General features: G+C 64.8%; 26 protein-coding genes and 2 pseudogenes. 10 read left to right on the forward strand and 18 right to left on the reverse strand.

Features of this window, described 5'->3' with window-relative positions:
* Positions 1-11 precede the first annotated feature (11 nt).
* The gene (locus LGN19_RS06815) at positions 12-146 is read right to left on the reverse strand and encodes an entericidin A/B family lipoprotein (RefSeq protein ID WP_009688930.1); all 135 of its coding nucleotides are present in this window, start codon (positions 144-146) and stop codon (positions 12-14) included.
* Between the two features lie 233 nt (positions 147-379).
* Between LGN19_RS06815 and LGN19_RS06820 the strand changes: the two genes are divergently transcribed.
* Entirely contained in the window at positions 380-1,675 is a 1,296-nt protein-coding gene (locus LGN19_RS06820; RefSeq protein WP_122947610.1) for an aspartate carbamoyltransferase, read from the forward strand.
* A 114-nt stretch (positions 1,676-1,789) separates the two neighbouring features.
* Here LGN19_RS06820 and LGN19_RS06825 read toward each other — a convergent pair whose 3' ends face one another.
* Positions 1,790-2,209 carry a type II toxin-antitoxin system VapC family toxin gene (locus tag LGN19_RS06825; RefSeq protein ID WP_122947611.1) on the reverse strand — a complete coding sequence of 140 codons (420 nt, stop codon included), beginning with the start codon at positions 2,207-2,209 and terminating at the stop codon, positions 1,790-1,792.
* Entirely contained in the window at positions 2,206-2,445 is a 240-nt protein-coding gene (locus LGN19_RS06830) for a FitA-like ribbon-helix-helix domain-containing protein (protein ID WP_122947612.1), read from the reverse strand. The genes LGN19_RS06825 and LGN19_RS06830 overlap by 4 nt, the downstream gene beginning before the upstream one ends.
* Positions 2,446-2,755: 310 nt before the next feature.
* Between LGN19_RS06830 and LGN19_RS06835 the strand changes: the two genes are divergently transcribed.
* The 6 genes from LGN19_RS06835 (at position 2,756) to LGN19_RS06860 (ending at position 8,481) form a co-directional block, all read left to right on the forward strand.
* On the forward strand, positions 2,756-4,999 hold the full coding sequence (locus LGN19_RS06835) for a TonB-dependent receptor (protein WP_122947613.1): 2,244 nt from the start codon (positions 2,756-2,758) through the stop codon (positions 4,997-4,999).
* Positions 5,000-5,002: 3 nt separating this feature from the next.
* The gene (locus tag LGN19_RS06840) at positions 5,003-5,782 is read left to right on the forward strand and encodes a tetratricopeptide repeat protein (RefSeq protein ID WP_226213679.1); all 780 of its coding nucleotides are present in this window, start codon (positions 5,003-5,005) and stop codon (positions 5,780-5,782) included.
* Positions 5,779-6,462, forward strand: a complete 684-nt coding sequence (locus LGN19_RS06845; RefSeq protein ID WP_226213680.1) for a Fe2+-dependent dioxygenase — start codon at positions 5,779-5,781, stop codon at positions 6,460-6,462. Before LGN19_RS06840 ends, LGN19_RS06845 begins: the two co-directional genes overlap by 4 nt.
* A gap of 310 nt (positions 6,463-6,772) precedes the next feature.
* Positions 6,773-7,453: a M15 family metallopeptidase gene (locus LGN19_RS06850; protein ID WP_226213681.1), complete on the forward strand. Its 681-nt coding sequence runs from the start codon at positions 6,773-6,775 to the stop codon at positions 7,451-7,453.
* Between the two features lie 103 nt (positions 7,454-7,556).
* Positions 7,557-8,141: an NTP transferase domain-containing protein gene (locus LGN19_RS06855; protein WP_226213682.1), complete on the forward strand. Its 585-nt coding sequence runs from the start codon at positions 7,557-7,559 to the stop codon at positions 8,139-8,141.
* Positions 8,142-8,340: 199 nt separating this feature from the next.
* Complete coding sequence (locus tag LGN19_RS06860; protein ID WP_021158153.1) at positions 8,341-8,481, forward strand: hypothetical protein; 141 nt, start codon at positions 8,341-8,343, stop codon at positions 8,479-8,481.
* 35 nt (positions 8,482-8,516) lie between these two features.
* On the opposite strand, the gene panE is transcribed toward LGN19_RS06860, so the two are convergent.
* Complete coding sequence (gene panE / locus LGN19_RS06865; protein ID WP_226213683.1) at positions 8,517-9,464, reverse strand: 2-dehydropantoate 2-reductase; 948 nt, start codon at positions 9,462-9,464, stop codon at positions 8,517-8,519.
* Between the two features lie 250 nt (positions 9,465-9,714).
* Between panE and LGN19_RS06870 the strand changes: the two genes are divergently transcribed.
* Entirely contained in the window at positions 9,715-11,268 is a 1,554-nt protein-coding gene (locus tag LGN19_RS06870; protein WP_226213684.1) for a methyl-accepting chemotaxis protein, read from the forward strand.
* A 214-nt stretch (positions 11,269-11,482) separates the two neighbouring features.
* Here LGN19_RS06870 and LGN19_RS06875 read toward each other — a convergent pair.
* Positions 11,483-11,611: pseudogene (locus LGN19_RS06875) on the reverse strand (IS5/IS1182 family transposase); the annotation flags it as partial.
* Between the two features lie 322 nt (positions 11,612-11,933).
* Complete coding sequence (locus LGN19_RS06880; RefSeq protein ID WP_226213685.1) at positions 11,934-12,386, reverse strand: hypothetical protein; 453 nt, start codon at positions 12,384-12,386, stop codon at positions 11,934-11,936.
* A 132-nt stretch (positions 12,387-12,518) separates the two neighbouring features.
* On the opposite strand from LGN19_RS06880, the pseudogene LGN19_RS06885 reads away from it, so the two are divergent.
* Positions 12,519-12,905, forward strand: a pseudogene (locus tag LGN19_RS06885) (methyl-accepting chemotaxis protein); the annotation flags it as partial.
* 150 nt (positions 12,906-13,055) lie between these two features.
* Here LGN19_RS06885 and LGN19_RS06890 read toward each other — a convergent pair.
* The 5 genes from LGN19_RS06890 to LGN19_RS06910 all read right to left on the reverse strand — a co-directional run bounded on the left by LGN19_RS06890 (position 13,056) and on the right by LGN19_RS06910 (position 15,859).
* Entirely contained in the window at positions 13,056-13,469 is a 414-nt protein-coding gene (locus LGN19_RS06890; RefSeq protein ID WP_226213686.1) for a hypothetical protein, read from the reverse strand.
* Positions 13,459-14,127, reverse strand: a complete 669-nt coding sequence (locus tag LGN19_RS06895) for a M35 family metallo-endopeptidase (RefSeq protein WP_226213687.1) — start codon at positions 14,125-14,127, stop codon at positions 13,459-13,461. The genes LGN19_RS06890 and LGN19_RS06895 overlap by 11 nt, the downstream gene beginning before the upstream one ends.
* Before the next feature lie 4 nt (positions 14,128-14,131).
* Entirely contained in the window at positions 14,132-14,665 is a 534-nt protein-coding gene (locus LGN19_RS06900) for a PAAR domain-containing protein (RefSeq protein WP_226213688.1), read from the reverse strand.
* Between the two features lie 10 nt (positions 14,666-14,675).
* Positions 14,676-14,840: a hypothetical protein gene (locus LGN19_RS06905; RefSeq protein ID WP_226213689.1), complete on the reverse strand. Its 165-nt coding sequence runs from the start codon at positions 14,838-14,840 to the stop codon at positions 14,676-14,678.
* Between the two features lie 347 nt (positions 14,841-15,187).
* Positions 15,188-15,859 carry a response regulator transcription factor gene (locus tag LGN19_RS06910; protein WP_226213690.1) on the reverse strand — a complete coding sequence of 224 codons (672 nt, stop codon included), beginning with the start codon at positions 15,857-15,859 and terminating at the stop codon, positions 15,188-15,190.
* A 404-nt stretch (positions 15,860-16,263) separates the two neighbouring features.
* On the opposite strand from LGN19_RS06910, the gene LGN19_RS06915 reads away from it, so the two are divergent.
* Positions 16,264-16,758, forward strand: a complete 495-nt coding sequence (locus LGN19_RS06915) for a hypothetical protein (protein WP_122947624.1) — start codon at positions 16,264-16,266, stop codon at positions 16,756-16,758.
* A gap of 27 nt (positions 16,759-16,785) precedes the next feature.
* Here LGN19_RS06915 and LGN19_RS06920 read toward each other — a convergent pair whose 3' ends face one another.
* The 7 genes from LGN19_RS06920 to LGN19_RS06950 form a co-directional block, all read right to left on the reverse strand.
* Positions 16,786-17,292: a hypothetical protein gene (locus LGN19_RS06920; protein ID WP_122947625.1), complete on the reverse strand. Its 507-nt coding sequence runs from the start codon at positions 17,290-17,292 to the stop codon at positions 16,786-16,788.
* Between the two features lie 130 nt (positions 17,293-17,422).
* Entirely contained in the window at positions 17,423-18,844 is a 1,422-nt protein-coding gene (locus LGN19_RS06925; RefSeq protein ID WP_122947626.1) for a sigma-54 dependent transcriptional regulator, read from the reverse strand.
* 111 nt (positions 18,845-18,955) lie between these two features.
* Positions 18,956-19,540 carry a hypothetical protein gene (locus tag LGN19_RS06930; RefSeq protein ID WP_174955763.1) on the reverse strand — a complete coding sequence of 195 codons (585 nt, stop codon included), beginning with the start codon at positions 19,538-19,540 and terminating at the stop codon, positions 18,956-18,958.
* A 155-nt stretch (positions 19,541-19,695) separates the two neighbouring features.
* Positions 19,696-21,384, reverse strand: a complete 1,689-nt coding sequence (locus LGN19_RS06935) for a chemotaxis protein CheA (RefSeq protein ID WP_226213691.1) — start codon at positions 21,382-21,384, stop codon at positions 19,696-19,698.
* Between the two features lie 44 nt (positions 21,385-21,428).
* Positions 21,429-21,710 (reverse strand): hypothetical protein, encoded by a 282-nt coding sequence (locus LGN19_RS06940; RefSeq protein WP_122947629.1) that lies wholly within the window; start codon positions 21,708-21,710, stop codon positions 21,429-21,431.
* A 74-nt stretch (positions 21,711-21,784) separates the two neighbouring features.
* Positions 21,785-22,375 carry a hypothetical protein gene (locus LGN19_RS06945; protein WP_122947630.1) on the reverse strand — a complete coding sequence of 197 codons (591 nt, stop codon included), beginning with the start codon at positions 22,373-22,375 and terminating at the stop codon, positions 21,785-21,787.
* A 112-nt stretch (positions 22,376-22,487) separates the two neighbouring features.
* Positions 22,488-22,811, reverse strand: a complete 324-nt coding sequence (locus LGN19_RS06950; RefSeq protein WP_122947631.1) for a hypothetical protein — start codon at positions 22,809-22,811, stop codon at positions 22,488-22,490.
* Positions 22,812-24,266: the final 1,455 nt, after the last annotated feature.

Below are 24,266 nucleotides of genomic sequence, written 5' to 3' on the forward strand. Positions count from 1 at the left end.
AACCGGTCGGCTTACTTGGCCTTTTCAGCCGTATCGCTGATCGCCTGGCCGCCCTTCGAAATGTCCTGCCCCATGCCGGCCACCGTGTTGCAACCGGCGAGCGCTGCGGTCACCACCAGCAGCATTGCAGCAATCGTACGCGTCATTCCCATTCTCCTTCGAATCATCAAGCCCGACGGGCGAATCGTTTGTGGCGTGGCGCCCGGCAAGATGCCGGGCACGGGGCCTGACCTGATTATACGGAGACGGCCGCCGCGCGCCAGTACGCACCCGCGGCAGGTCACACGGGCCACCCAGCCGGGTCGCGCAGATTTTCCTTGACTTCAACGCGCCAGAAACTAATATACGCACCGCGTACATTTTCCGTCAGGAGCCGCCGATGACCGTTCCCCAGCAAGCCTTCCTACGCGACGCGATGCGCCGCCTCAACATGACCCGCGAAGCGTTCGCCAATCGCATCGGCGTCAGCCGGCGTGCGCTGGACACGTGGCTGCTGCCTGACGACTCGCAGGAATCGCGCGGCATGCCCGAGATCGTCGAGCGCTTCGTGTCGGAAATCGTCGAGCGCTCGGCACCGGACGGCGGAGACTATACGCAAAGCGTAGATAAACAGGGTCTCTCGAAGCAGTTCCTGTTCGAAGGCAAGCCGCAATTGATCTCGGTCGACCAGTTCTCGCGGGATTCGGTCGAGGCGCTGTTCCGCGTGGCCGACGTGATGCAGCCGATCGCGCGCCGCCACAAGATCTCGCGCGTGCTGGAGGGCGCGGTGCTCGGCAACCTGTTCTTCGAGGCCAGCACGCGTACGCGCGTGTCGTTCGGTGCCGCCTTCTGCCGGCTCGGCGGCTCGGTGTGCGACACGACGGGCTTCACGTTTTCGTCGATGGCCAAGGGCGAATCGATCTACGACACGAGCCGCGTGATGGCCGGCTACGTCGACGCGCTCGTGATCCGCCACCCGGAGAAAGGCTCGGTGGCCGAGTTCGCCCGCGCGACCAACCTGCCCGTGATCAACGGCGGCGACGGCCCCGGCGAGCACCCGAGCCAGGCGCTGCTCGATCTCTATACGATCCAGCGCGAATTCTCGCGGCTCGGCAAGATCGTCGACGGCGCGCACATCGCGCTGGTCGGCGACCTCAAGTACGGCCGCACCGTGCACTCGCTCGTCAAGCTGCTCGCGCTGTACCGAGGGCTCAAGTTCACGCTCGTGTCGCCGCCGACCCTCGAGATGCCGGCTTACATCGTCGACCAGATCGCGACGAACGGCCATGTGATCGAGCAGACGACCGACCTGGCAGCCGGGCTGCGCGGCGCGGACGTCGTCTACGCGACGCGGATCCAGAAGGAGCGCTTCACCGACGAGTCGTTCGAAGGCTACACGCCGGATTTCCAGATCAACCAGGCGCTCGTCGATACGGTGTGCAAGCCCGATACGCTGATCATGCACCCGCTGCCGCGCGACAGCCGGCCCGGTGCGAACGACCTGTCGGTCGACCTGAACCGCGACCCGCGCCTCGCGATCTTCCGCCAGACCGACAACGGCATTCCGGTGCGGATGGCGATCTTCGCGATACTGCTCGGCGTCGAGAACCTCGTCCAGCATTCGATGCGCGACGCGACGTGGCGCCCGCCGGCATATCTCGGGCCGGAGGATGCGGTGTTTCACGGGGTTGATTGAGAGGGAGCAGCGGGGGGCGCACTAGTCAGGCGCCCCTACGCTCAGCGAAAAGCGCGCCGGACAACCCGGCGCGCTTTATTTTTTTCGCGTGATGTACAAGTGAGCAATCGGCGCCTAGGACGCCCACGGATCGATCACCCGCAAGCCGACCGCCTTGAATGGCGCGACGTCGCGCGTCGCAATGATCAACCCGTTCGCCTCGGCCGTCGCGGCGATAAAAACATCCGCTGGTGCGATCGCGCTGCCTGACGCACGCGCACGCGCTCGAATACCCGCATACGCTTTGCTCGCCGCATCGTCGAACGGCAGGATCCGGCCGCGAAACAGCGGCACCACGCGCTGCTCGATGCTTTGGTGAAGCCAGTCGCGCCTGCGCCCTTCAGGCAGTGCCGCCACACCGAAGCGCATTTCGCCGAGACTGATCGCAGCCAGAAACAACGTTTCGACGTTCTGGGCATCGAGCCATTCGATCACGGCCGCACTCGGCTCGCGCCGCAGCGGCTCGGACATCACGTTCGTATCAACAAGAATCATTCGAAGCTCATCGGGTCGGTTAGCGTCTTGTCGCGCTGAACGTCGAATTCGACGCCGCCCGCCTCCCGTCCGATTTCCGCCAGCAGCGTCCCGAGCTTCAGCCGGCCACCCGGCAGAACGGCCTGCTCAAGGATGTCACGTACCTCGGCTTCGGTGCTACGCCCATGCTGGGCCGCGCGAATTCGGAGCGCGCGGTGCACTTCATCGGGCAAATTTCGAACGGTAATCACAGGCATGATGCACCTCACCACATTTGCTTTCAATGCTGTCATATTAGCACCTTGATGTCATGGCGGGTGATCCGCAACAGAACCACTCTAACCCGCCTGACAAGCCCGTCACACCTGGCTGATCGGCCATCGGCCCTGCCCGGAATGCCCCGCCACATTTGTTAACAATTTCCCAATAAACGAGAACACGAACGCTTCTCATTTAACGGAAAATTACATAGAATGCCGCCTGAAAACAAATCGTAATAATTCCCGGCGGCATGCACATTTCCGCAGCGCACCGCCCCGGGGCCACACCGCGAGGTCGAAGCGCACCATGAAGTCACGTTCCGACGAGCTGAAGCTCGGCAAATTCACCACCCTGTGCAGCGTGCTCGCCGCGAGCCCCGCGTTCGCAGCGGACGGCACGCCGCCGCCCGCCCCGGCCAGCACCGAAGGCCATCTCGCGCCGATCGAGGTCCAGGGCAAGGCCGAGCACAGCTACAAGGCCGACTTCTCCGCTTCCGCGAAATTCACCGCGCCGCTCGTCGACACGCCGAAATCCGTCACCGTGATCCCGCAGGAACTGATCCAGAACAGCGGCGCGTCGACGCTGACCGAAGCGCTGCGCACCGTGCCCGGCATCACGTTCGGCGCCGGCGAAGGCGGCAATCCGCTCGGCGATCGTCCGTTCATCCGCGGCTACGACACGCAGGGCAGCATGTTCGTCGACGGGATGCGCGACACGGGCGCCACGACGCGCGAGATCTTCAACACCGAGCGCATCGAGATCACCAAGGGTTCCGACGGCGCGTACGGCGGCCGCGGCGGCGCGGGTGGCAGCATCAACCTGATCACGAAGGCCCCGCACCTCGGCACCACCGCCGCCGCGAGCGCGGGCCTCGGTACCGACCGCTATCGCCGCTTCACGGCCGACGGCAACTGGCAGTTCGCCGATCACGCCGCGTTCCGCCTGAACCTGATGAGCCACAACAACGACGTCGCCGGCCGCGACGCGGTCAACAACGAGCGCTGGGGCGTCGCGCCGTCGATCGCATTCGGCCTCGGCACGGCGACGCGCGTGACCGCGAGCTATTACCACCTGTCGACGGACGACATGCCCGACGGCGGCATCCCGTACTTCTACGGCTTCAACCTCCCGAAAGGCGTCGCCACCGACGGCCCGGCGCCCGTCGACCGCCACAACTTCTACGGCCTGACCAACCGCGATTTCCGCAAGACCACGTCGGACATCAGCACGCTCAAGATCGAGCACGACATCACGTCGTCGCTGACGATCCGCAACACCACGCGCTACACGGAATCGACGCAGGACTACATCTGGACGCAGCCCGACGACAGCCAGGGCAACGTGGTCAACGGCAAGGTCTGGCGACGCGCGAACACCCGCAACAGCTCGATCAACAGCATCGCGAACCAGACCGAGCTGTTCGGCGAATTCCGCACCGGCCCGTTCAAGCACAGCTTCACGACCGGCATCGAGCTATCGCGCGAATGGGGCAAGCGCGACACGTACAACGTCGCCACCGCGAACGGCAAGATCTGCCAGAACGGCATCGGCGCGGCATCGGGCTACAACTGCACGAGCCTGTGGTCGCCGAATCCCAACGACCCGTGGGCCGGCTCGATCACGCGCAACAACGACTACTCGCATGCCCGCACCGTGACGAAGTCGATCTACGGCTTCGACACGATCGAGATCACGCCGCGCTGGCAGGTCAACGGCGGCGTGCGCATCGACGACTATTCGACCCGCTTCACCGACACCAAGGCCAATGGCGGCAAGACCACCACGCGTGACGACACCCTCGTGAACTGGCAGGCCGGCCTCGTGTTCAAGCCGGCGCAGAACGGCAGCATCTATGCGTCGTACGCGACGTCGTCGACGCCGGCCGGCATGCTGCTCGGCGAAGGCAGCGAAACGCAGTCGCTCACGCCGGGCCGTGGCGGCGTCGGCTCGAACGCCGATCAGCTGTCGCCGGAAAAGAACCGCAGCATCGAGCTCGGCACGAAGTGGAACGTGCTGAACGACAAGCTCGCGCTGACTGCCGCGCTGTTCCAGATCGACACGACGAACGCGCGCGTGACGCTGCCGAACAACCAGTACGCGATGGTCGGCAACAAGCGCGTGCAGGGTCTCGAACTCGGCGTCGCGGGCCAGATCACGAAGCAGTGGCAGCTGTTCGGCGGCTACACGTACATGAAGAGCGAACTGCGCGACAACGGCAAGGACACCGCGAGCAACGGCAACCAGTTCCCGAACACGCCGAAGCACAGCTTCACGATGTGGTCGAACTACGACGTGACGCCGAAGTTCACCGTCGGCGGCGGCGCGTTCTACATGTCGCAGGTGTTCGGCGATACCGCGAACCAGCACGCGGTGCCGTCGTACTGGCGCTTCGATGCGATGGCGCAGTACCGGATCAACAAGAAGCTCGACCTGCAGCTGAACGTGAACAACCTGTTCAACCGCACCTACTTCGACCAGGCGTATCCGGCGCACTACGCGTCGATCGCACCGGGCCGCTCGGCGTTCGTCACGCTGAACGCGCGCTACTGATCGATGGAGGCCGTGTCGCTGAAGGCGCTCGCGTCGGTATCGCCGCGCGAGTTCGCCGACATCCTGGCCGGGCCGCCCGAGCGCGCCGCCGCGTGGGTCGCGGCGGCGGCCGACAACGGCATCGTCGATGCGCAGGCCGTCTACGGGCAATACCTGCTCGACGGGCATGGCGTCGCGCGCGATCCGGCGGCCGCGTTCAACTGGTTCCGGCACGCGGCGCGCGCCGGCCACGCGATGGCGATGAACATGCTCGGCCGCTGCTACGAGTTCGGCTGGGGCACGGCCGCGTGCGCACCGGTCGCCGTGTACTGGTACCGGCTCGCCGCGCAGGCGGGGCTCGACTGGGGCATGTACAACTACGCGACGGCGCTCGCGCTCGGCAACGGTGTCGACGAGAATCGCGCCGATGCGCTCGACTGGTTCCTGCGCGCGGCCGCACTCGGCCATGCGAAATCGATCAACCTGATCGGCGGCTTCTACGAGGACGGCTGGGTCGTACCGGTCGACCCCGACGCCGCGTTCGACCACTATCGCCGCGCCGCCGTGGCCGGCGACTTCCGCGGCCAGTTCAACCTTGCGAGGCTGCTCGCCGAGCGCGGGCAGATCGACGAAGCGCTCGCGTGGCTCGCGCGCGTGCCGGCCACCGCTACCCCCGCGTTCGTCGCGAAGATGCACGCGTATCTCGCGTCGTCGCCGATCGACGCGTTTCGTGCGGCGGCGCTGCAGTTGCCACCACAGCCGCAGCCGCAGCCGCAGCCACACTGCATGGAATCCGCATCATGATGCTTCATATCCCCGGCGTACTGACGAAAGCGCAGGTCGCGCAATGTCGCGAGCTGCTCGACGCGGCCGAATGGGTCGACGGCAATGCGACGTCCGGCACGCAGTCCGCGCTCGCGAAACGCAACCGGCAATTGCCGGAAGGCGCGCCGGCCGCACGCGCGGTGGGCGACGCGATCCAGGACGCGCTGGCGCGCCACCAACTGTTCTTTTCGGCGGCGCTGCCGCTCAAGGTGTATCCGCCGCTGTTCAATCGCTACGAAGGCGGCGAGACGTTCGGCACGCACGTCGACAACGCGATCCGGCTGCTGCGCGGCACGGATTTCCGCGTGCGCAGCGACCTGTCGGCGACGCTGTTTCTCGAAGAACCCGATGCATACGACGGTGGCGAGCTGTGTATCGAGGATACGTACGGCACGCATCGCGCGAAGCTGCCGGCGGGCGACCTCGTGCTGTATCCGGCGTCGAGCCTGCATCACGTGACGCCCGTGACGCGCGGCGAGCGCGTCGCGTCGTTCTTCTGGATCCAGAGCATGGTGCGCGACGACGCCGACCGCACGCTGCTGTTCCAGCTCGATACGCAGATTCAGGCGGTTTCCGCCGAGAAAGGCGCGAAGGATCCGATGGTCATTTCATTGACGGGGATTTATCACAACCTGTTGAGAAAGTGGGCGGATGCGTAGCCATCGGAATGCAATCCAACCGCTGGACGTATTGCGCGGCTCAGTCTTGCGCTACGACGATCCCGTCGATCCAATCAAGGAAAGCGGTTGGGAAGCGCCGCAACGCGACACGCGGAACGAAGGCGTCCACGCAGACACGTACATCGATACGCCAGGATAAGCCGCTCACGCTCCCGCAGCGAAAACCGCAACACCTCCTCCGCCGGACTCTGGCATATTGGCTATTCGTCTGACAAAAAGCACCTCGGCCGGCCAGCCTCGGCACCGGCTCGTCGCCCGCAACCGTCATCGCGCCACCTCGTCCGCTATCGTGATATCGCTCTCCGATCCCGTTGTCCGGTCGATTGCCCTGCTGGAGTCGCACGAAGGGTTTGTCGATCTCGCAGGCTTCCATGACCGCATCGCCGTCGTTCCCAACCCCGACGACGTCGCAAACAAGAGCCCGCATTTCCTGAAAGTGCGTCGTGGCGTGGCGGAACGGCTGATCGCCGCCGCGCACGCGCTGCCCGACGGTTTGCGCCTGTACGTCAAGGAAGGCTATCGTCCGCTGGCCCTGCAGCGCCACTACTTCACCGGGCATCTCGCGCACCTGCGCCGGACGCTGAATCCGCTGCCGGACGAACACACTTTGGTCGCACTCGCGAGCCACTACGTCGCACCGCCGGAAGTCGCCGCTCATCCGACGGGTGCAGCCGTCGACCTCACCCTGATCTCGCCGGACGGCATCGAGCTCGACATGGGCTGCGTGCTCGACGCCACCGACCAGGAATCATCCGGCGCGTGCTACACGCACAACCCGTTCATCAGCCGCGCGGCCGCCCGCAACCGCCAGGTGCTGATCGCCGCGCTGACGGGCGCCGGCTTCACGAATTACCCGTCGGAATGGTGGCATTGGTCGTTCGGCGACCGCTATTGGGCCGTCATGCACGATCAATCGCACGCGATCTACGGCCCCGTCGAGGAAGACATGCTCGACGAAGCGGCGTGCTGACATTCTTTCCGACGAAACGAGCGGGTCTCGGTAACATCCTCACTTGTCGATCCCTGCCCGCTCCCGCACAATCGCAGCACCTGCTTCACTCTCCCCCGCGCCGATGTCCTATGCGTCATTCGCCACCGGCGTCCTCCTCGCCGGCGGCCTCGGTCAACGCTTCGACCCGAGTGGCCTGCACAGCAAGCTGCTCGCGCTGCTTCCCGACGGCACGCCGGTTGCAGTCGCGGCCGCCCGCCATCTCGCGGCGGTCACGGCCGACGTGATCGCCGTCGTGCGTCCCGGCGCCGAAAAACTCGCGATGCTGCTGAACGAAGCCGGCTGCCACGTCGTCTATGCGCCCGACGCGGTGCGCGGCATGGGCGCGAGCCTCTCGGCCGGCGTGCGCGCGACACCCGAGGCGAACGGCTGGCTCGTCGCGCTCGGCGACATGCCGTGGATCGCGGCTTCCACCTACGAAACCGTCACACGCGCGCTCGACGCCGACGGCGCATCGATCGTCGCGCCCGCACATCGTGGCGTGCGCGGCCATCCGGTCGGGTTCTCCGCGCACCACTTCGATGCGCTCGCCGCCCTCGACGGTGATACCGGCGCCCGCGCGCTGTTTGCGAGCGCGCCAGTCAAGCTGCTCGACGTCGACGATCCCGGCATCGTGCGCGACGTCGACACACCGGCGGATTTGCGCTGACCGCGATCGCGCAGCGTTCGCACTGCACCGCATGACCCGCTCCGGCGCAGCAGATTCCTGCACGAAAACCGCCCATGCACGGATTGCGCAGACGAAAGATCGCCGCAACAATCCCGCTGCAAACGCATGCCCGATTGCCTATAACGGAGACGAGGCGCCCCCGCCGCGCCACCGCCGTCACGCACTGCGCGAGTTCTCCATGACCGATCACACAACCCCGACGCCCGAGCCACCGGCCGACCCGAACCGCGACCCGGAAGACGACCCGCTGTCGTCGCCGCCCGGCCATCACGACAACCCGCAGCAACCGGACGGACCGCCGAGCAAGGATCCGGTCTAGCCGCCGGGCGGCCGCACGACCGCCCGCTCCGGTGCCTACGCGGCCGCGTGCTCGCGCGCGGTACGCACTTCGTATACCTTCAGGTGGTTGTACGCGATCCGCAGCAGCGACAGCGCATCGGCCGCCTGCGGGTCGCGGCGCGCGAGCAGGTCGCCGATCACGTGATCGGCTTCGACGCGCGCATGGTTCTCGACGTCGCGCAGCATCGACGCGGTCAACGGCGACGGCGTGAGCACCATCCGCTGCATCCGCTCGATGGCGGCCGGGTCGGGCCGGTGGCCGTTGTGCTCGGCAATCGCACTGCATTCGGCGAGCATCGTCTCGAGCAGGTGGCGGCCGTCCGGCGCGGCGAGAATGTCGCCGACCGAGCCGCGGAACAGCGACGTGCTCGCGGCGAGCGTCGCGAGGAACATCCACTTTTCCCACATCCGCGCGGCCACGTTGTCGCTGAGCGTCGCATCGAAACCCGCGCCGCCGAGCACATCGGCCACCGCGCGCACGCGCGGCGATTCGCCGCCCGCGAGTTCGCCGAAGGTGACCCCGTGCGTGTCGTTGAGGTGCACGATGCGCTGCTCGCGATCGAGCGTCGCCGCGATCACGCACAGCCCGCCGAGCACCCGCGCGGCACCGAATCGCTCGCGCAGCACGTCGAGATGACGCATCCCGTTGAGCATCGGCAGGATCAGCGTCTGCGGGCCGACGAACGGCGCGAACGAGAGAATCGCGTCATCGAGGCTGTATGCCTTGCAGCTCAGCAGCACGAGGTCGAACGGCGCGACTCCGGCTTCCGCATCGCCCGCGCGCACGGTCTGCACGTTCGCTAGCGTCAGGTCGCCGCGCGGGCTGCGGATCAGCAACCCGTCACGCGCCAGCGCGGCCGCGCGGCCGTCGCGCACCAGGAACGTCACGTCGCGCCCCGCTGCGGCCAGCCGGCCGCCAAAGTATCCGCCGACCGCGCCGGCCCCTACCACCAGAATTCGCATCGTTGCCTCCTTTCGGTTTCATTCGTCGCCGCACCGCCGAGCCGGGCCCGCGGTGCGCGCGCAATCGCCCCGACAGTATAGCGACGCCCGTTATGCATATGCATAGATACCCGTATCGGCGTCGAAGGCATCGGCGACGGTACCGGTTCCTAGGGATAACCCCTCTACGGCGACACGCGCTTGGCGCCGTCAAGACACTTACCCCGTCACGCCGTTTCGGCGAGTTTCCAAGACCGACCGACCACACACCATGCGCAACCTTTCCCTGAATCAGAAACTCGCCTCGATGATCGTCATCCTCTGGCTCGGCCTGCTCGTGATCGCGGGGCTCGGCGCCTGGCAGACGCGCGCCTCGATGATCACGGACCGCCGCGACGAGCTCGCGTCGCTGGTCGCGCAGGCCACGAGCGTGGCCGACCACTACTACAAGCTGTCGCAGCAGAATGCGCTGCCGGAAGCGGACGCCAAGCAGAAAGCGCTCGAGGCGATCGCCGCGATGCGCTACGGCGCCGACGGCTACATTTCCGTCAACGACTCGAAGCCCGTGATCGTGATGCATCCGATCAAGTCCGAGCTCAACGGCAAGGACGTGTCGAATTTCACCGATCCGAACGGCAAGCACCTGTTCGTCGAGATCGTGAAGGCCGGCAACCTGGAAGGCGGCAAGGGCTTCGTCGACTATCTGTGGCCGAAGCCGGGCGCCGACAAGCCGCAGGAGAAAACCAGCGCCGTGCAGCGCTTCGCGCCGTGGGACTGGTATCTCGTGACCGGCATGTACATGAACGACGTGCGCTCGGCGGTACTCGAAAGCGTCGGCCGCTGGCTCGCGATGACGACCGTGCTCGGCGGGATCGCGACCGCCGTGATGGTGCTGGTGCTGAAAAGCGTGCGTGCGAACCTCGGCGGCGAGCTGGAAGTGGCGCTCGACGCCGCACAGCGCATCGCGCAGGGTGACCTGACCGCGCGCGTCACCGTGAAGCAAGACGATCGTGGCAGCCTGCTGCATGCCCTGCACACGATGCAGGGCGGGCTGATCGACATGGTGTCGCGCGTGCGGATGGGCACCGAGAACATCAACGTCGGCGCGAGCGAGATCGCGTCGGGCAACACCGACCTGTCGCAGCGCACCGAGGAACAGGCGGCCGCGCTCGTGCAGACCGCGTCGAGCATGGACCAGATGACCGCGAACGTGAAGCAGAACGCGGACAGCGCCGCGCAGGCCGCGTCGCTCGCCGACCAGGCCGCGCAAGTGGCGACGCGCGGCAGCGCGGTAGTCGACGACGTCGTGCGCACGATGAACGAGATCACCGACCGCTCGCACAAGATCGGCGACATCATCGGCGTGATCGACGGGATCGCGTTCCAGACCAACATCCTCGCGCTGAACGCGGCGGTTGAAGCGGCGCGGGCCGGCGAACAGGGCCGCGGCTTTGCGGTGGTCGCGGCCGAGGTGCGCTCGCTCGCGCAGCGCTCGGCGACGGCCGCGAAGGAGATCAAGACGCTGATCGTGTCGTCGAACGAGACCGTCGAGCAAGGCGCGGCGCTCGTCACGAATGCGGGCGAGACGATGGCCGAGATCGTGCAATCGGTGCGGCGCGTGAACGAGATCCTCGACGAGATCAGCCATGCGTCCCGCGAACAGAGCGCCGGGATCGAGCAGGTCAATCGCGCGGTGGGCGAGATGGATCAGGTCACGCAGCAGAACGCGGCGCTCGTCGAAGAAGCCGCGGCCGCCGCGCATTCGCTGCGCGATCAGGCCGAGGCGCTGCGGGACGCGGTGACGCGGTTTGCGTTGCCGGCGTAGGACTTGAAAGCGTGCGGGCCCGGTTTTCCTGCGCGTGGCCCGCACGCTCGATCGGCATCGATCGGGATGTCCTCTTGTCTGCACGTCGAGCGCATCTATCAGCACCCCGCAATATCAATTCGCTGTGCAGCACTTGTTGGGGCAATCGGGCAGGAAGGAAATTTCCACGCGCCGCCCATTATCCACGTCGCCACGCAAATAAATGCGTGTGCTTGCCGAACAGTCCGTTGAGTCGCTTCAGCGCTTGATTGACCAGCCGCCGCAGTGGTCGCAACGGGTGATCGGCCGGCACGAAGTCTTTCAGCTTCACCGTCGCGAACAGTGGCTCTTGCATCTCGTCCATTCTACGCATCGCCCCCTCCGACCAAGACCACGAACACGTTATCTCTAACGCACGCCCGCAAGGCCCGTTTACATCGTTCCCAATTTCAACAGCCTGCTAGAACCTGTCCACCTGTTGACAACGTGTCGCCCACAACTGCAATGCGTCGTTTCATTGTTTGGTCCTCTCGGTAACGATGTTCGGTGCTAGGTGGCGGGTTCCGATGTCTGGATGTTTGGGGAACCACCATCCTCTCATTCCATCAATCGTGGTCGGTGGCACTGGAAAAGCAGGAACAAAAAAGCCCGCATTGCGCGAGCTTGTGTTGGTGTCCCGTGGTAGGTCACTGCTTCTTCGGTACGGGGTTCAGGTTCGGGCAGCAGTGATTCGGGCACCCCGGACTAACGTTGACTTCAACGCGTCGCCCGGATTGACCAAACCTGTCCGGCTTGAAGATCTTGCCAGCTAAGGCACGATTCTCGCCGTGGATCGAATATTGATCCAAGACCGACATCACGCTTTCGGCTCGTCGCGTCGCAAGCTGTTGTGCGTCATGTTCGGTCCGCTCGGCCAATCCGTTCAACCACACGGTATCGATGATCGGAAAGCGCTTGTGCATGTCGATCGACCATTCGGATAACCGTGATAGCTCGGCCGGCGAAATTGCGCTCGAATCGGTATCGAACACAATATCGATGTAATGGCCTGGCATATTCGATGGGCCGTCACATGTGGCGGATGCGTGCGCGCAGGTCAACGCGAGCGCGGCGGCAACTGCGAATTTAGTAATCGCCATCGACAACGTACCCCGCAATGCTATCGGCGTTGTTAGGATTCGATCGGCCCCAAGGCGCTAGAAGCGGTGTGATGGTGTATTTGTCGTCAGTGGAAGACATGGTGTCGTGAAAATGTATAGCTTCGTGGATAACAGGGTCGCGGCTTCGCGGTGGTCGCCGCCGAGGTGCGCTCGCTCGCGCAACGCTCGGCGACGGCCGCGAAGGAGATCAAGTCGTTGATCGTGACGTCGAACGAGACCGTCGAGCAAGGCGCGGCGCTCGTCATGCACGCGGGCGAGACGATGGCCGAGATCGTGCAGTCGGTGCGGCGCGTGAACGAGATCCTCGACGAGATCAGCCATGCGTCCCGCGAACAGAGCGCCGGGATCGAGCAGGTCAATCGTGCGGTGGGCGAGATGGATCAGGTCACGCAGCAAAACGCGGCGCTCGTCGAAGAAGCCGCGGCCGCCGCGCATTCGCTGCGCGATCAGGCCGAGGCGCTGCGGGACGCGGTGACGCGGTTTGCGTTGCCGGCCTGATCTTGGGGGCTTTCGAGAGCGGCGTGTCGTTGCCGCCCCACGCACTCGACCAACTCAATCTGGGGGGCCGCGTGCCTGTGCACGCGGGCGAACTCTGCTTGTGTGCAGCATGACGTGAGCATAGCGGCTCCAAGCGAACCAACTCTCATCTCAATTCCCAGTGCAACATTTGTTAGGGCAATCGGGCAGGAAAGAAATTTCTACGCGCCTTCCGTTGTCCACGTCGCCATGCGAGTAGACCCGCGCGCTTGCCTGAATGGTTCCTCGCAGAAAGCCCAGTTGCTCCAGCAGAACTCGCCCGACCTGCAATCTTGCTTGCGCAAGCGCCTTTGCCCCACGCTCACCTTCTTCGGCGTGGCCGCTAATTAAAGTCGTCTCTTTCGCCGCATGGCTGGCGTAAGCAATTTTTTGATCAACAACCCACTGTGCAACCCGAACGATTTCCGCGTTCGATATAGTCGAGACATTTCTCTGAAAATATATATCCAAATTCTCGCTTGCGATGCAAGAAATCGCAGGATTAGAAACGACAACCAACAAAACAAAAATAAATTTATGCCTCATATATTACATATCCAGCAATACTATCAGCGTTACTGATGGCCAGCTCCGGATTCTCCGCCCCGAAGGTCAGGCACTCAGAGATAAAATAGCGATGATCTTCGGTGGCCATCGTATCGTGAAAATGGCTCACCTCGTGAATTAGCGTGGAAACCACCGAATCCTTATCCCGCGAAAAGTGACGCATCGTGCAAAAGTCAGGATGTATGGCGATGGTATGAGTTGCGGTGTCCGGCGCACAAACAGATGCTGCGACCCCGGACTTGTTTGGATTTGGAACACATCCGACGTGTCTAAATCGCTCGCTATCCCATCGGGTAAAATTGAATGCCGTAAGCCCCTTCAATACCCGTGCAATCGCCGCCAGACCGGCAAATAACCTCATGCAAGTCGCTTCGTCTGCCTTGCCGAACCACTGCCGCACACGTGCCTTGTCAGCGCCAGACCCACGCTGCAATTCTGCGATTCGCTGCTCGACGAAGGAAACGGCACGGTCGCGCTCACGCAAGACCATTTTCCTAAATTCGCTGTTTGTCATGTTCTGACAAATTTTCTCGGTATTGATCTTTACTTCGATCATCGAACCGGGGTTGGTATTAGTAATCGCGCCAGAATGAACAAGGAACCACTCCCCGCCATCATTCACATCAAAATCGCTCATCGCGTCAAAACCCCATCGCATAGATTTTCAAGGACGTAGCCATGTCGGTGACGAATCGGCGGGTTCGCCCAGCACTGTCAGTCATGCCTGTGAGAATCTGTCCCGAGTCGGTAACGACTCGATATCGGACATTCGCGAGTGGGCGGCCGAAGTCATCGGCCAAGACGAATTGTTCGTCGTAGGTTCCCGACGCTGACGCTTGCGTCACACGAGCGAATGCAGAACTGGCCGTGGACAGGTTCGCCGCGCTGTGGCCGCCGTCGTCTTCGTAAAAGAAGGTGCAATCGCTACCCGCGATGAGCAGGTTGTGCCCGCACGGGCAGAGTACCGAGTCGCCTTCTAAAGCCATACATCGCCCGTTGGATATCACGCCCACAGCGCTGCCAGCTATCGAAAACATTCCCTCACAATTTCTACAGGTCGCCCAGTCACCATTTACGGCGATGGTTTTGTTGTCGCTAGTCATGTCTGACGAACCACTGATGACGATTCCGCCTGTCGTCGTCGGGTCACCGACCCTGACTGCTCGCCTGCTCATGGTTATGTCCTCAATCGAAATTGGTAAAGATCCATTCGACCGGCTCCGGGTCATGGATCGCGTATTGACCGATCGCGGCATCCTTGGCGGCTATGGTCGGCGGCTTGCACGCCAATGCTTCGATCTCTGCATCGGCGATCTGCTCGGCGGTCCATGTATCGATCATGTCAAGCATGGTCATCACGACGCGCGAGCGGTCGCGAACCCATGACCGCATCCAGGGGAGACGGGTAGGTGCAAATGAATGGGGCGCGCGTGCAGATCATTTGCATGTTGCCGTTGTACGTCGGATCGATCGCGTCGGACGCCCCGGTCGGCAACGTATGTAGTTGCTGCACCATTGCGTAAAGCTTGATCGATGAATGAAGGAAATACGGGCATTCGGCATGTTCCTTTTGGACCGTAGGCTCGGATACCTTGTGCGTTGACGGACCATAGACAGTCGCCGACAAGAATTTCCTTGTCTATAGGATAAGTATGATTTTCATTCGGACTCCAACTCAATTCGAGATCCCGTGACGATCAGCAAGCATCCCCAGACACTTGCGACGCCCCACCAAGCCCCAACCCCGCCGCCCGCTGAATCAGCTCGACGTCATTACTCACGCCGAGCTTCTTCATCGCACTGATCTTCTGCGCACTGACCGTCTGCTTGCCCTTGCTCAGACGGTGCGCGATCGTCTTGATCGGCACCCCCGACAGATACAGGCGAATGACCTCGATCTCGCGCGCCGTCAGCTTCGCGGGCGCCTCGCCACGGTCGCCGCATGCGTCGACCGCGCGCCTGACGAGCGGCGACAGGTAGCGCCCGCCGCTGTAGCTCGAATGAATGGCCGTGACGATATGGCCGACCTCGTCGAACTTGCTGACGATGCTCACGCTGCCGGTCGCGAGGATCGACCCGAAGATCAGCGGATTCTCGTTCGCGACCAGCGCGACGATCCCGACGTTCGGACGCGTGCGCCGCAGCCAGTCGAACAGCGCGAGGCCGTCCATCTGCGCGTCTCCGCGAACCGCATAGTCGACCAGCACGACATCGCAGTCGACACTGCCGAACGACGCGACCAGTTCGGCCACACTCCGGTAGACCGCAACGATCTCGATCGCGCAGCCGCTGCCGGCGACCTGCTCGATGCCAGCCAGCGTCAACGGCCAGTCGTACGCGAAGACGATGCGAACATTGAATTTCCTCATGCGCAGTTCCAGGGGGTTGGCCGGCCACGCGACGCGGAACGCGCATGGCCGGTTTGGCGTTGAAAGGACGTTCAGGCTATTTTTAGCCTGAACGTCGATTCTATGAAGCCGCGCGCGGACGGGATATCGGACAGCATCGGGATCGGCCGTCCGGGACGTAATACGAGTTTGATATTTGCGCCGGTTCGAGCACCCGACACATAGCGACCAGCCTCGGCCGGCATCGGCCGGATGGCCAGCGTGGCGGGCCGCGCGGGCCACACGGCCGGCCAGCAGGTAAAATTGCACCCTTTGCATGCCGCGCCGGGCCACCGGCGGCGAGCGACGCGCCGATGCCGGCCGCGCGCCGCCGCCCTGTTGCCCGCTGCCCATACGCCTGCTGCCCGTACTTCCCCGCTTCCCCCATGACCGAATCCGACCTGCAATCCGACGACACCTCCATCCACGAAGACGGCCTCTGGCGCGACAACGGCTGGACGGCCCGCATCATCAAGAACGAAGACGACGACGGATGGGCCGTCGAGATGATCAAGGACGGCGAGTCCGAGCCCGCGCTCGTCGGGCCGTGGACCATGGGCCGCGACAAGAAGAACCCGAAACCGATGGATGCGAACGCGTTCCGCACGCTCGTGAAGACCGCGACCGAAGTGCTGATGCGGCACGAGCAGCAGCGGCGCGCGATGCTGCACAAGGAAGTGACGGTTCAGGGCGAGGACGACCAGGATGTGTCGGTGACGCTCGACATCGTGCCGGACGAGTTCGAGCCGTACGCGCAGCTCAAGGCATTCGATCCGTACGGCGAGTTGCTGGCCGAAGCGAAGGTGTCGGCCGGGTTCAAGCTCAACAAGGCCAGCGCCGAGCGCTGGGTCGCATCGGGCTTCGAGCGGCCGGCCTCCTGATCGCGCGCTGCGCGCCGGGCCGCGCGCTCAGGCGCCGGCACCCTGGCGTGCGCGCCGCAGCCGGCGCGCCGCCAGCTTGCGCCGCACGAGCTGCTCGAACTGTTGCGTCGCGACCTCCGGATCCCGCGCGGCCAGCCCGAGCGCGTTGCGCGCGAGCTGGATCGGCGTCAGCACGAGGCCCCACGGCAGCCCCCACCAGCCGAACGCGGCCGACGCCAGCAGCGCGACCGCCTGCTTCCTGCGGCCGCAACGCCGGCAGCACACGTGGCGCCGCGTCGCCCAACGCGTGACGAACAGCAACGACACGACGCGATGCGACGCATGGACATCGACCGGCCGGTCGTCGCGACGGCAGATCGGGCATGGCCCGTAACGCCAGTCGTGCACGTACTCCCACACCTTTGCGTCGGGCACCCGCTCCGCCTCGACGACGATCGCATGCGCCCGGGCGCACGCCGGACGGCAATAGCGGCGGCCGTCGATCGACCGCCCGCCGACCAGGAACGTCCTGCCGCAGTGACTGCACTCTGCCACGGTAACCTCGGATAAGCGTGATGCGCCGCGTGCCGGCCGCGCGCGCATGGCTGCGCCGGCGGTCCGCACGGGCCGTTGCCTGTCTTAACGGCCGCCGTCGGGCGGTCTTGAGCGGCTGCGCTGCGGCGCGTCAGCCGTGCAGCCCGTGTGCGGTCATCAGCCGATACAGCGTCGCACGCGAGATGCCCAGCTCGGCCGCCACGTCCGCATGCTGGTGGCGGTGGCGCAGCAGCGTTTCCTCGATCGCGTGCCGCTCGGCCTGCCGGCGCGCTTCCGCGAGCGTCGGCGGCTGCCGCGACGTGTACTGCTGCAGTTCGAGATCCACGGCCGAAATCATCGGGCCGTTCGTCATCACGACCGCGAACCGGATCCGGTTGATCAGCTCGCGCACGTTGCCGGGCCACGGATAGTTGTGGATCGCCTCAATCGCGCACGGCATGAAGCCGCGAATCCGGTGCGAACTGTCGCCGCGATAGCGCCGCAGCACGTGGTCGGCGAGCAGCATGATGTCACGGCCGCGCACGCGCAGCGGCGGCTCGTCGATGCGCAGCACGCACAGGCGGTAGTACAGGTCGGCACGGAACCGCCCCGCCTGCATCGCGGCTTCGAGATCGACGTGGGTCGCCGACACGATCCGCACGTCCACCGGAATCGACGCGTGGCCGCCAAGCCGCTCGATCGTGCCTTCCTGCAGGAAACGCAGCAGGCTCGCCTGGCTTTCGAACGGCATGTCGCCGATTTCATCGAGAAACAGCGTGCCGCCGTGCGCGGCCTCGATCCGGCCGATCTTGCGCTGGTGCGCGCCCGTGAACGCGCCGCGCTCGTGGCCGAACAGTTCGGCCTGCAGCAGCGTCGACGGAATGGCCGCGCAGTTCACGGCGACGAACGGCGCCTCGGCGCGCAACGACTGCTGGTGGATCGCCGCCGCCGTCAGCTCCTTGCCGGTGCCGGATTCGCCGGCGATGAATACGGTGGCATCCGTGTTCGCGACCTTGCGGATCGTCGCGAACAGCCGGCGCATCGCGTTGCACGAGCCGATCATCGTGCCGCCGGGGGGCGCCGCATCGGCGTCCGGGCTGCCGTCCGCGAGCTTCAGCATCCCGTATGCATGGCCGACCAGATAGCCGATCGTCGTGTACGCGGTCGCGTTGCGCACGTAGTCGAAGCAGCAGTGGCGAATCAGGCGCGCGATGGCGAGATCCCGCAGCCGCTCATCGTCCGCGAGCGCGACCCAGCCGACGCGCGGGTCGCGCAGCAGCGCCTCGAACGACATGACGTCGGGCGACGCGAAGCCGCCGAAATCGACGATGCCCGCATGCGGACGGTTTGCCCTGACGAGATTCAGTGCGTCCGCAACGGTTTTCGCGCGCCACACGTCCCAGCCGCGCGACGCGAGACAGTCGACGAGCGCGGCATCGGGCTGCTGCGACAGGTAGACGAGCGGCCGCGACGGTACGACATGGTTGCGCCGGGCGGCCACGAACGACGCCGTACCCGCATCGCGTTCGAAATCCTGCGGGCCCGACACCCTGATCTGGCAGCAATAATTCACGATGGCCTCGTCGCTTGGGTTGGTTGTCGAAACGGCCGTTGCCGGATCGCGCAGCGCGGGGCATCGTGGTCCCGCGGCGCGGCGCCGGGCCGTCCTCGGATGGACGTTGCGCTATCGGCAGAAAACGACGCGCTGCGTGTAGATTTGCGGCTCGACGACCGGCTTCGTGGCACCGTTGAGGTCATCACGATAGGCGCGGTAGGTCTTGCCGTTCACCGTGACTTCCGTCGCACGGGCCGTCTCGATCGAGTTGAGCTCGTTGCGCTGCCACCCGCTCACCCGGTCCGCCGCCGTCACGCTCGACTCGCCGGCGATCTTCTGCGTGATCGCGCTGCCGTCGCTCCATGGCTGCGTCTGCATGTCCTCGGCATGCTGCATCGCGCCGATCGTCTTGCCGGTCGGCGTCGGTCCGTTCTGCGCTTCGAACGGCGCACCACGGCCGTACACCGGCGATTGCCACGACGGCGCGTGCCCCTGCTCCGGCATCATGTAGATCATCTGCGGATCGCCGATCATCATCATCGGCGCGCATGCCGTGTTATCGGCGCGACCGAGTGTCGTCAGCGCCTGCTCGACGCTCACGGCGTTCGCTGCGGTCTGCTCGCCCAGGATCACGAAGACCGCCGGGTTCTGAAATACCGCCTGCGCTGCGGCTTGCGCGCTGTACAACAACAGAGCGACCAAAAAGATCCTCATGATTGAGGCCTCCTTGCATCCTCGTCAGGCAAAAAGAGGTGTTGACCTCGGGGATGGGACCAACACCCGCAAACTGGCAACGACCGTCGGGCATCGGGTCCGAACGACGCCCGTGCGGCCGGTGTTCCGGTCGCACGGGAGACCGACCCGCGTGCTTACGACGACGTGCTCGTCGAGATGACAGCCGGAGCCGGCACGACCGGGGCAACCGGGGCGGCCTGCTGGTCGACCGGAGCCTGCGGCAATCCTTGCGCCGGATCGGACAACGCCGGCATGTCGGCGGGCTGCGCAGCGGCCTCGTCCGGCACCTTCGCGTCGGCGGTCGGCTGATCGGCCGGCGCTGCTGCGGCGGCGGCAGGCTGCGCGGCTTCCGGCGCGGGCGCTTCCGCGGCGACCGGAGCCGGTTCGACGGCCTTCGCATCGGCTGCCGGGGCGGGCATCGCGGTATCGGCTGCAGGCGCCGCGACGACGGCAGCAGCCGGCGTCGTGTCGGCAGCCGGCGCGGCAGCGGCCTGCGCGGCGTTGTCGGTCGCGGTCGGCATCGGCTCCGGCGCCTTGTCGGCGACGGGCTGCACGGGCTCGGGGGCCTTGTCGGCGACTGCCGGTGCAGGTTCCGGTGCCTTGTCGGCAACCGCCGGTGCGGGCTCCGGTGCCTTGTCGGCAACCGCCGGTACGGGCTCCGGTGCCTTGTCGGCCACGGGCTGCACGGGCTCGGGTGCCTTCGTGTCGGCGACCGGCGCGGCAGGCACTGGCGATGCCTTGTCCGCCACGGCCGGTGCGGCGATCACGGCGGCAGCCGGTACGGCTGCGATCGCGGCCGCCGGTACGACCGACGCAGCGGGCGCGGCGGCGACAGCAGGCACTGCGGCTGCGGCCGGTGCGGCGGCTGCAACGGCGGGAGCGGCAACAGCCGGTGCGGCCGCCACGGCAGGCGTCGCCACTGCCGGTGCGGCAGCTGCAACCGCCGGTGCCGCAACAGCCGGTGCGGCCGCAATCGGCGCCATCGACGGCACGGGTACCGGTACCGGCACCGACACGGGTGCCGCCTGCACCGAGGTCGTCGCCACCGGGCGGGGCTGCGCAGGTGCCGGCGCGGCAGCGCCCAGCGGCGGCAGGCCCATGCGGTCGCGCACGATCGGATCGTGATACTTCACGTCGTCGGCGACCGTCGCTTCTGCGCTCGGCGCCACGTTCGAACGGGCGAGCGGCGCTGTCGTGCCCGGGCACAGGTGCCCGGTCGCTTCCACCGCACGCCGGTTCGCGTCGCTCTGGCAAAGCAGCGCAAGCGCCACGTCGGTCAGGCCCATCGCACGGAATTCACGCGCATCGAGACGCCGGACGCAGGCCTGGTCGACCAGTGTCGTGCCGCCCGTCGCGCCGAACCCCGGGAACGACACGCCGACGCTCACCGATCCCATGCAGGTATCGGACAGCGTGGTCGTGAGGCCCGGCGCCTGGATCGCGGGGTTCGTCTTGATCGTCTGCGTCCCGGAGTAATTGACGTTCTCCGCCGACTGGGTGTTGTACGGGTTGGTGCCGGGCGAGCCGGACGACTGCAGCGACTGCGGCGTCACGCTCGTGCCGCCGCTCGTGCTGGACGGCATCGTCACGTTCACGTTCACGCTCGAATTGCCGCTGCTGCGAACCCCGCTGGAGCTGGTGGCGTTACCGCCGCGCGAGCTCGTGTTGTTCGTGTTCATGCTCGAGCCGCCGCCCTGGCTGACCGCCGTCGACGACGTCGACGACTGCGCGCTCGAAGTCGAATCGGCGGTTTGCGCCTGGGCGCCGATCGTGGTCATCGCGAACATCGCTGCGCATGCCACCTTGATCCTGTTGCTGTTCATTTCACTCTCCGGACGAGGTTTGACCTCCCACCCAGGCAACCGTACTAATTCCCCTGATTCCCTTCAGCTTTGCCTGCTTCTCCGAACTGTTTCCAGCCGTTGCCCAGCTGGGACCATGAGCCGGCCGACATGCCCTGCCACTGCTGGGCGTCGGGTCCGCCGATGGCACTTCCGGAAGAAAGCGCTTGTTGTTCTGACGGTTTGGTTGTCTGGTCAGGGTTGTTTGACGTCTGCAAATTCGATTGCACGTCGTCGGCAATACGGTCAGCGCCATACGCCGTCAGAGACGCGAGCATCAGAGCGGCGGCAATCACTTTCTGCTTCATGCCAACTCCTTACGTGACAACAATGTGGGGAAAAGAGACCAGCGTCGCTGGGAAACTGGTCCCCCCACACCTGACTAATGACTGCTTCCGGTCGCGCTCGAACTGCCCTGGCTCCCGCCCGCCGCGGACGGCGAGCCGGCCGGACCGGTACTCCACACGGTCGACGAGTTGATGTGATCCGAACCCGCAATCGCGCCCGAACCACCACTGCCCGTCAGGCCAGCGGCACCTGCGTTGGCAATGCCCTGGTCGTTTCCGCCCGCAGCCGTATAGTGGTTCGCGCCGAGTACGATCGTGGCGGTTACCCCTCCCGATAGCGCATTCGCGTTCTCGTTCGTGCTGCTGTTTCCACCGTACGAGCCTGCGGCACCGATACCGCCGCCTGCCGCAAACGCGCCCCCGTTCGTGCCCGAACCGCTGGCCGTCGAAGTCGAGTTGTGGAAAGCGGATGCCGTGCCGGCGGAACCAGCGGGTGTCACGGTACTGCCCGCATTCGCGCCCGCCGTCGAAGTCGAATTGCTGGTATAGCTGCCGGAACCGACCAGCACCGACCCTGAAACACCAGCCGCAACGGATTGCGTCTGGTTGGTCGTGGACGAACCCGCTGCCATCGCAGCCGACGATAAGACGGTGAGCGCTGTCGCAAATATGACGTTGGCTTTCATAGCAATCCCTTGCTGTGAGTGAGTTCGGCGGTGGCGGAGCCGGGCCTGCCCCCCATCGAGCGAAACCCGGCGTCCGTACCGCCAGCCATTGACGAACGCTACGCTCCGCCGCTTAGTAGTGCGTCGTCCAGCCGATCGAGCCGGCATTCGCGCCGCTGTTGCCACCTGCTTGTGCGCCGCCGAAGCCGAAGCCGCCCACTTGCGAGGTGTTGGTGTGGTTCGTGTACGAGATCGAGCCGCTGCTGCCATGGCCGGCCGTTGCGCCAGCTGCGCCGAGCGCTGCACCGGAATCGGTCGCGCCGAAAACGCCGAACCCGACGACCCCGGCCATCGTCGAACCGCCGCTCGACGAATTGCTGGTCGATACCGTGCCGCTGCCAGCGAACGCTGCACCCGAAACCGCCAGAACTGCTGCTGCAATCAGAAGCTTCTTCATGGTCGACTCCAAAACGGCGTGAACGGAGTGAGCCAGGAAGATCGCACGCCATCAACCTTCCTGACTTGAGCAATCCTCAAAAAATAAGGATCACTATCCAATTAGAAAAGACCATTGCCTTTTCAATTAAAATTCTTTGTGATTTTTGCCAGACGAAGCTTAGCTTCGTGACTTTTAGTTATCCAAACTTTTATGATAGGTGTTTTCGATTATTTTTATGAACATTCGCCTGATAACGAAAACACAATTATTTGATAAACCGGAACGATGCGCACACCTTTCCGGCCCGCGATATTCGACACCCCGCCGGACGGCATGCCGGCACGCGGCACGCCATTCCGGAATCGAAATTCGCGAATACATTAACCACCGCAAAATGCAGCGCCGTTGAAAATACACCCTTTACCCGGGCGACAACGGGCCTGCATTGCAGCCAGGTGGCATGGCTTCTCCCTGAACTGTCGACGAAAGGTCTTCCGGATAATCCGGCCGACGGGTGTTCGATCTAATCCGGCCGGCGCCGGCATGGGCCTGGCGCGATCGAAGCAACCCTGTACGGCCGAGAACGAATCGGCATCACGCTGTCCGGCACGAACAGCCTGATCCATCCGGGTGAACTGCATGAAAGCGAGCCCCGCTGTCGCCCGACTGCCGTGCGGCGCGACAACCGCGCCAGCACGCGAAGCGCGCGGCGGGCAAGAAACCGGTACAGAGCAGCCCGCGAAGCTGGCACAGCGTCGCGAGCGACTCCCCGATCTTTCCGACTCCCCCACTGATGCGCAAAGTACGCGCCGATCAAGCTACTGCTTATGGTCTTCATCGCCGTTTCCCCGACTACTTATTGACGAGTTGGCCGCCCCACATCTTCGTTACTTCGTGTCGGCCGCCCGCCGGTGCGTCCAATACCGCAAGCAGCGTGCCACGTGATATTCCACCGCATATTGCGCACGGCAAACGGCCGCCACGGCGGCCCGCAGCGCCGGGATCGACATTTTTTGTTTCAGGAATGTATCGCAACAACGGTTTGGCACCCTCGGCGATCGTTGAGCGCCGCGATGCAATAGCCGGATTAGACGGACGAATCCGGCTCGCGGGCCTGCGCCGGATGGCCAGATGAACGGGTGTTTCAAACTTGAGAAGCGCACGGCCGTGCAGGGCGGGCGACACGGCCATTTCCGCTTGCGAACCGTGGGTCGCGGCATGTGCGGCCCCCTCCCGCGCCATCACAAACGAGAATCGATTCGCCCGCCACCGAGCGTTGAGGGCCCGACACAGCAGCCTCCGACAAGTCGTCGACACGTGTTTCCCCTGATGACCGAAACGAATTTGATTCATCCGTGAAAATACCGACACGATCACACTACGGTCGAGCATCGAAATCGGCCGAAAAAAAGAAATCCTGCACGCTCCCGTAATAATTAAAACAAATGAAAACTTGCGACCTCACCCGGACTC

The sequence above is a fragment of the Burkholderia sp. AU30198 genome (assembly GCF_020419825.1).
Classification (GTDB): Bacteria; Pseudomonadota; Gammaproteobacteria; order Burkholderiales; family Burkholderiaceae; genus Burkholderia.

What these genes read in the sequence shown, in the direction of transcription:
- LGN19_RS06820 (WP_122947610.1), top strand. Translation starts at nt 380, where the DNA reads ATGACCGTTCCCCAGCAAGCCTTCCTACGCGACGCGATGCGCCGCCTC.
- LGN19_RS06835 (WP_122947613.1), top strand. Translation starts at nt 2,756, where the DNA reads ATGAAGTCACGTTCCGACGAGCTGAAGCTCGGCAAATTCACCACCCTG.
- LGN19_RS06930 (WP_174955763.1), bottom strand. Translation starts at nt 19,540, where the DNA reads ATGAGGATCTTTTTGGTCGCTCTGTTGTTGTACAGCGCGCAAGCCGCA.
- LGN19_RS06845 (WP_226213680.1), top strand. Translation starts at nt 5,779, where the DNA reads ATGATGCTTCATATCCCCGGCGTACTGACGAAAGCGCAGGTCGCGCAA.
- panE (WP_226213683.1), bottom strand. Translation starts at nt 9,464, where the DNA reads ATGCGAATTCTGGTGGTAGGGGCCGGCGCGGTCGGCGGATACTTTGGC.
- LGN19_RS06840 (WP_226213679.1), top strand. Translation starts at nt 5,003, where the DNA reads ATGGAGGCCGTGTCGCTGAAGGCGCTCGCGTCGGTATCGCCGCGCGAG.
- LGN19_RS06895 (WP_226213687.1), bottom strand. Translation starts at nt 14,127, where the DNA reads ATGAGCGATTTTGATGTGAATGATGGCGGGGAGTGGTTCCTTGTTCAT.
- LGN19_RS06815 (WP_009688930.1), bottom strand. Translation starts at nt 146, where the DNA reads ATGACGCGTACGATTGCTGCAATGCTGCTGGTGGTGACCGCAGCGCTC.
- LGN19_RS06915 (WP_122947624.1), top strand. Translation starts at nt 16,264, where the DNA reads ATGACCGAATCCGACCTGCAATCCGACGACACCTCCATCCACGAAGAC.
- LGN19_RS06870 (WP_226213684.1), top strand. Translation starts at nt 9,715, where the DNA reads ATGCGCAACCTTTCCCTGAATCAGAAACTCGCCTCGATGATCGTCATC.
- LGN19_RS06940 (WP_122947629.1), bottom strand. Translation starts at nt 21,710, where the DNA reads ATGAAGCAGAAAGTGATTGCCGCCGCTCTGATGCTCGCGTCTCTGACG.
- LGN19_RS06880 (WP_226213685.1), bottom strand. Translation starts at nt 12,386, where the DNA reads ATGGCGATTACTAAATTCGCAGTTGCCGCCGCGCTCGCGTTGACCTGC.
- LGN19_RS06860 (WP_021158153.1), top strand. Translation starts at nt 8,341, where the DNA reads ATGACCGATCACACAACCCCGACGCCCGAGCCACCGGCCGACCCGAAC.
- LGN19_RS06825 (WP_122947611.1), bottom strand. Translation starts at nt 2,209, where the DNA reads ATGATTCTTGTTGATACGAACGTGATGTCCGAGCCGCTGCGGCGCGAG.
- LGN19_RS06890 (WP_226213686.1), bottom strand. Translation starts at nt 13,469, where the DNA reads ATGAGGCATAAATTTATTTTTGTTTTGTTGGTTGTCGTTTCTAATCCT.
- LGN19_RS06900 (WP_226213688.1), bottom strand. Translation starts at nt 14,665, where the DNA reads ATGAGCAGGCGAGCAGTCAGGGTCGGTGACCCGACGACGACAGGCGGA.
- LGN19_RS06905 (WP_226213689.1), bottom strand. Translation starts at nt 14,840, where the DNA reads ATGCTTGACATGATCGATACATGGACCGCCGAGCAGATCGCCGATGCA.
- LGN19_RS06910 (WP_226213690.1), bottom strand. Translation starts at nt 15,859, where the DNA reads ATGAGGAAATTCAATGTTCGCATCGTCTTCGCGTACGACTGGCCGTTG.
- LGN19_RS06950 (WP_122947631.1), bottom strand. Translation starts at nt 22,811, where the DNA reads ATGAAGAAGCTTCTGATTGCAGCAGCAGTTCTGGCGGTTTCGGGTGCA.
- LGN19_RS06830 (WP_122947612.1), bottom strand. Translation starts at nt 2,445, where the DNA reads ATGCCTGTGATTACCGTTCGAAATTTGCCCGATGAAGTGCACCGCGCG.
- LGN19_RS06935 (WP_226213691.1), bottom strand. Translation starts at nt 21,384, where the DNA reads ATGAACAGCAACAGGATCAAGGTGGCATGCGCAGCGATGTTCGCGATG.
- LGN19_RS06855 (WP_226213682.1), top strand. Translation starts at nt 7,557, where the DNA reads ATGTCCTATGCGTCATTCGCCACCGGCGTCCTCCTCGCCGGCGGCCTC.
- LGN19_RS06945 (WP_122947630.1), bottom strand. Translation starts at nt 22,375, where the DNA reads ATGAAAGCCAACGTCATATTTGCGACAGCGCTCACCGTCTTATCGTCG.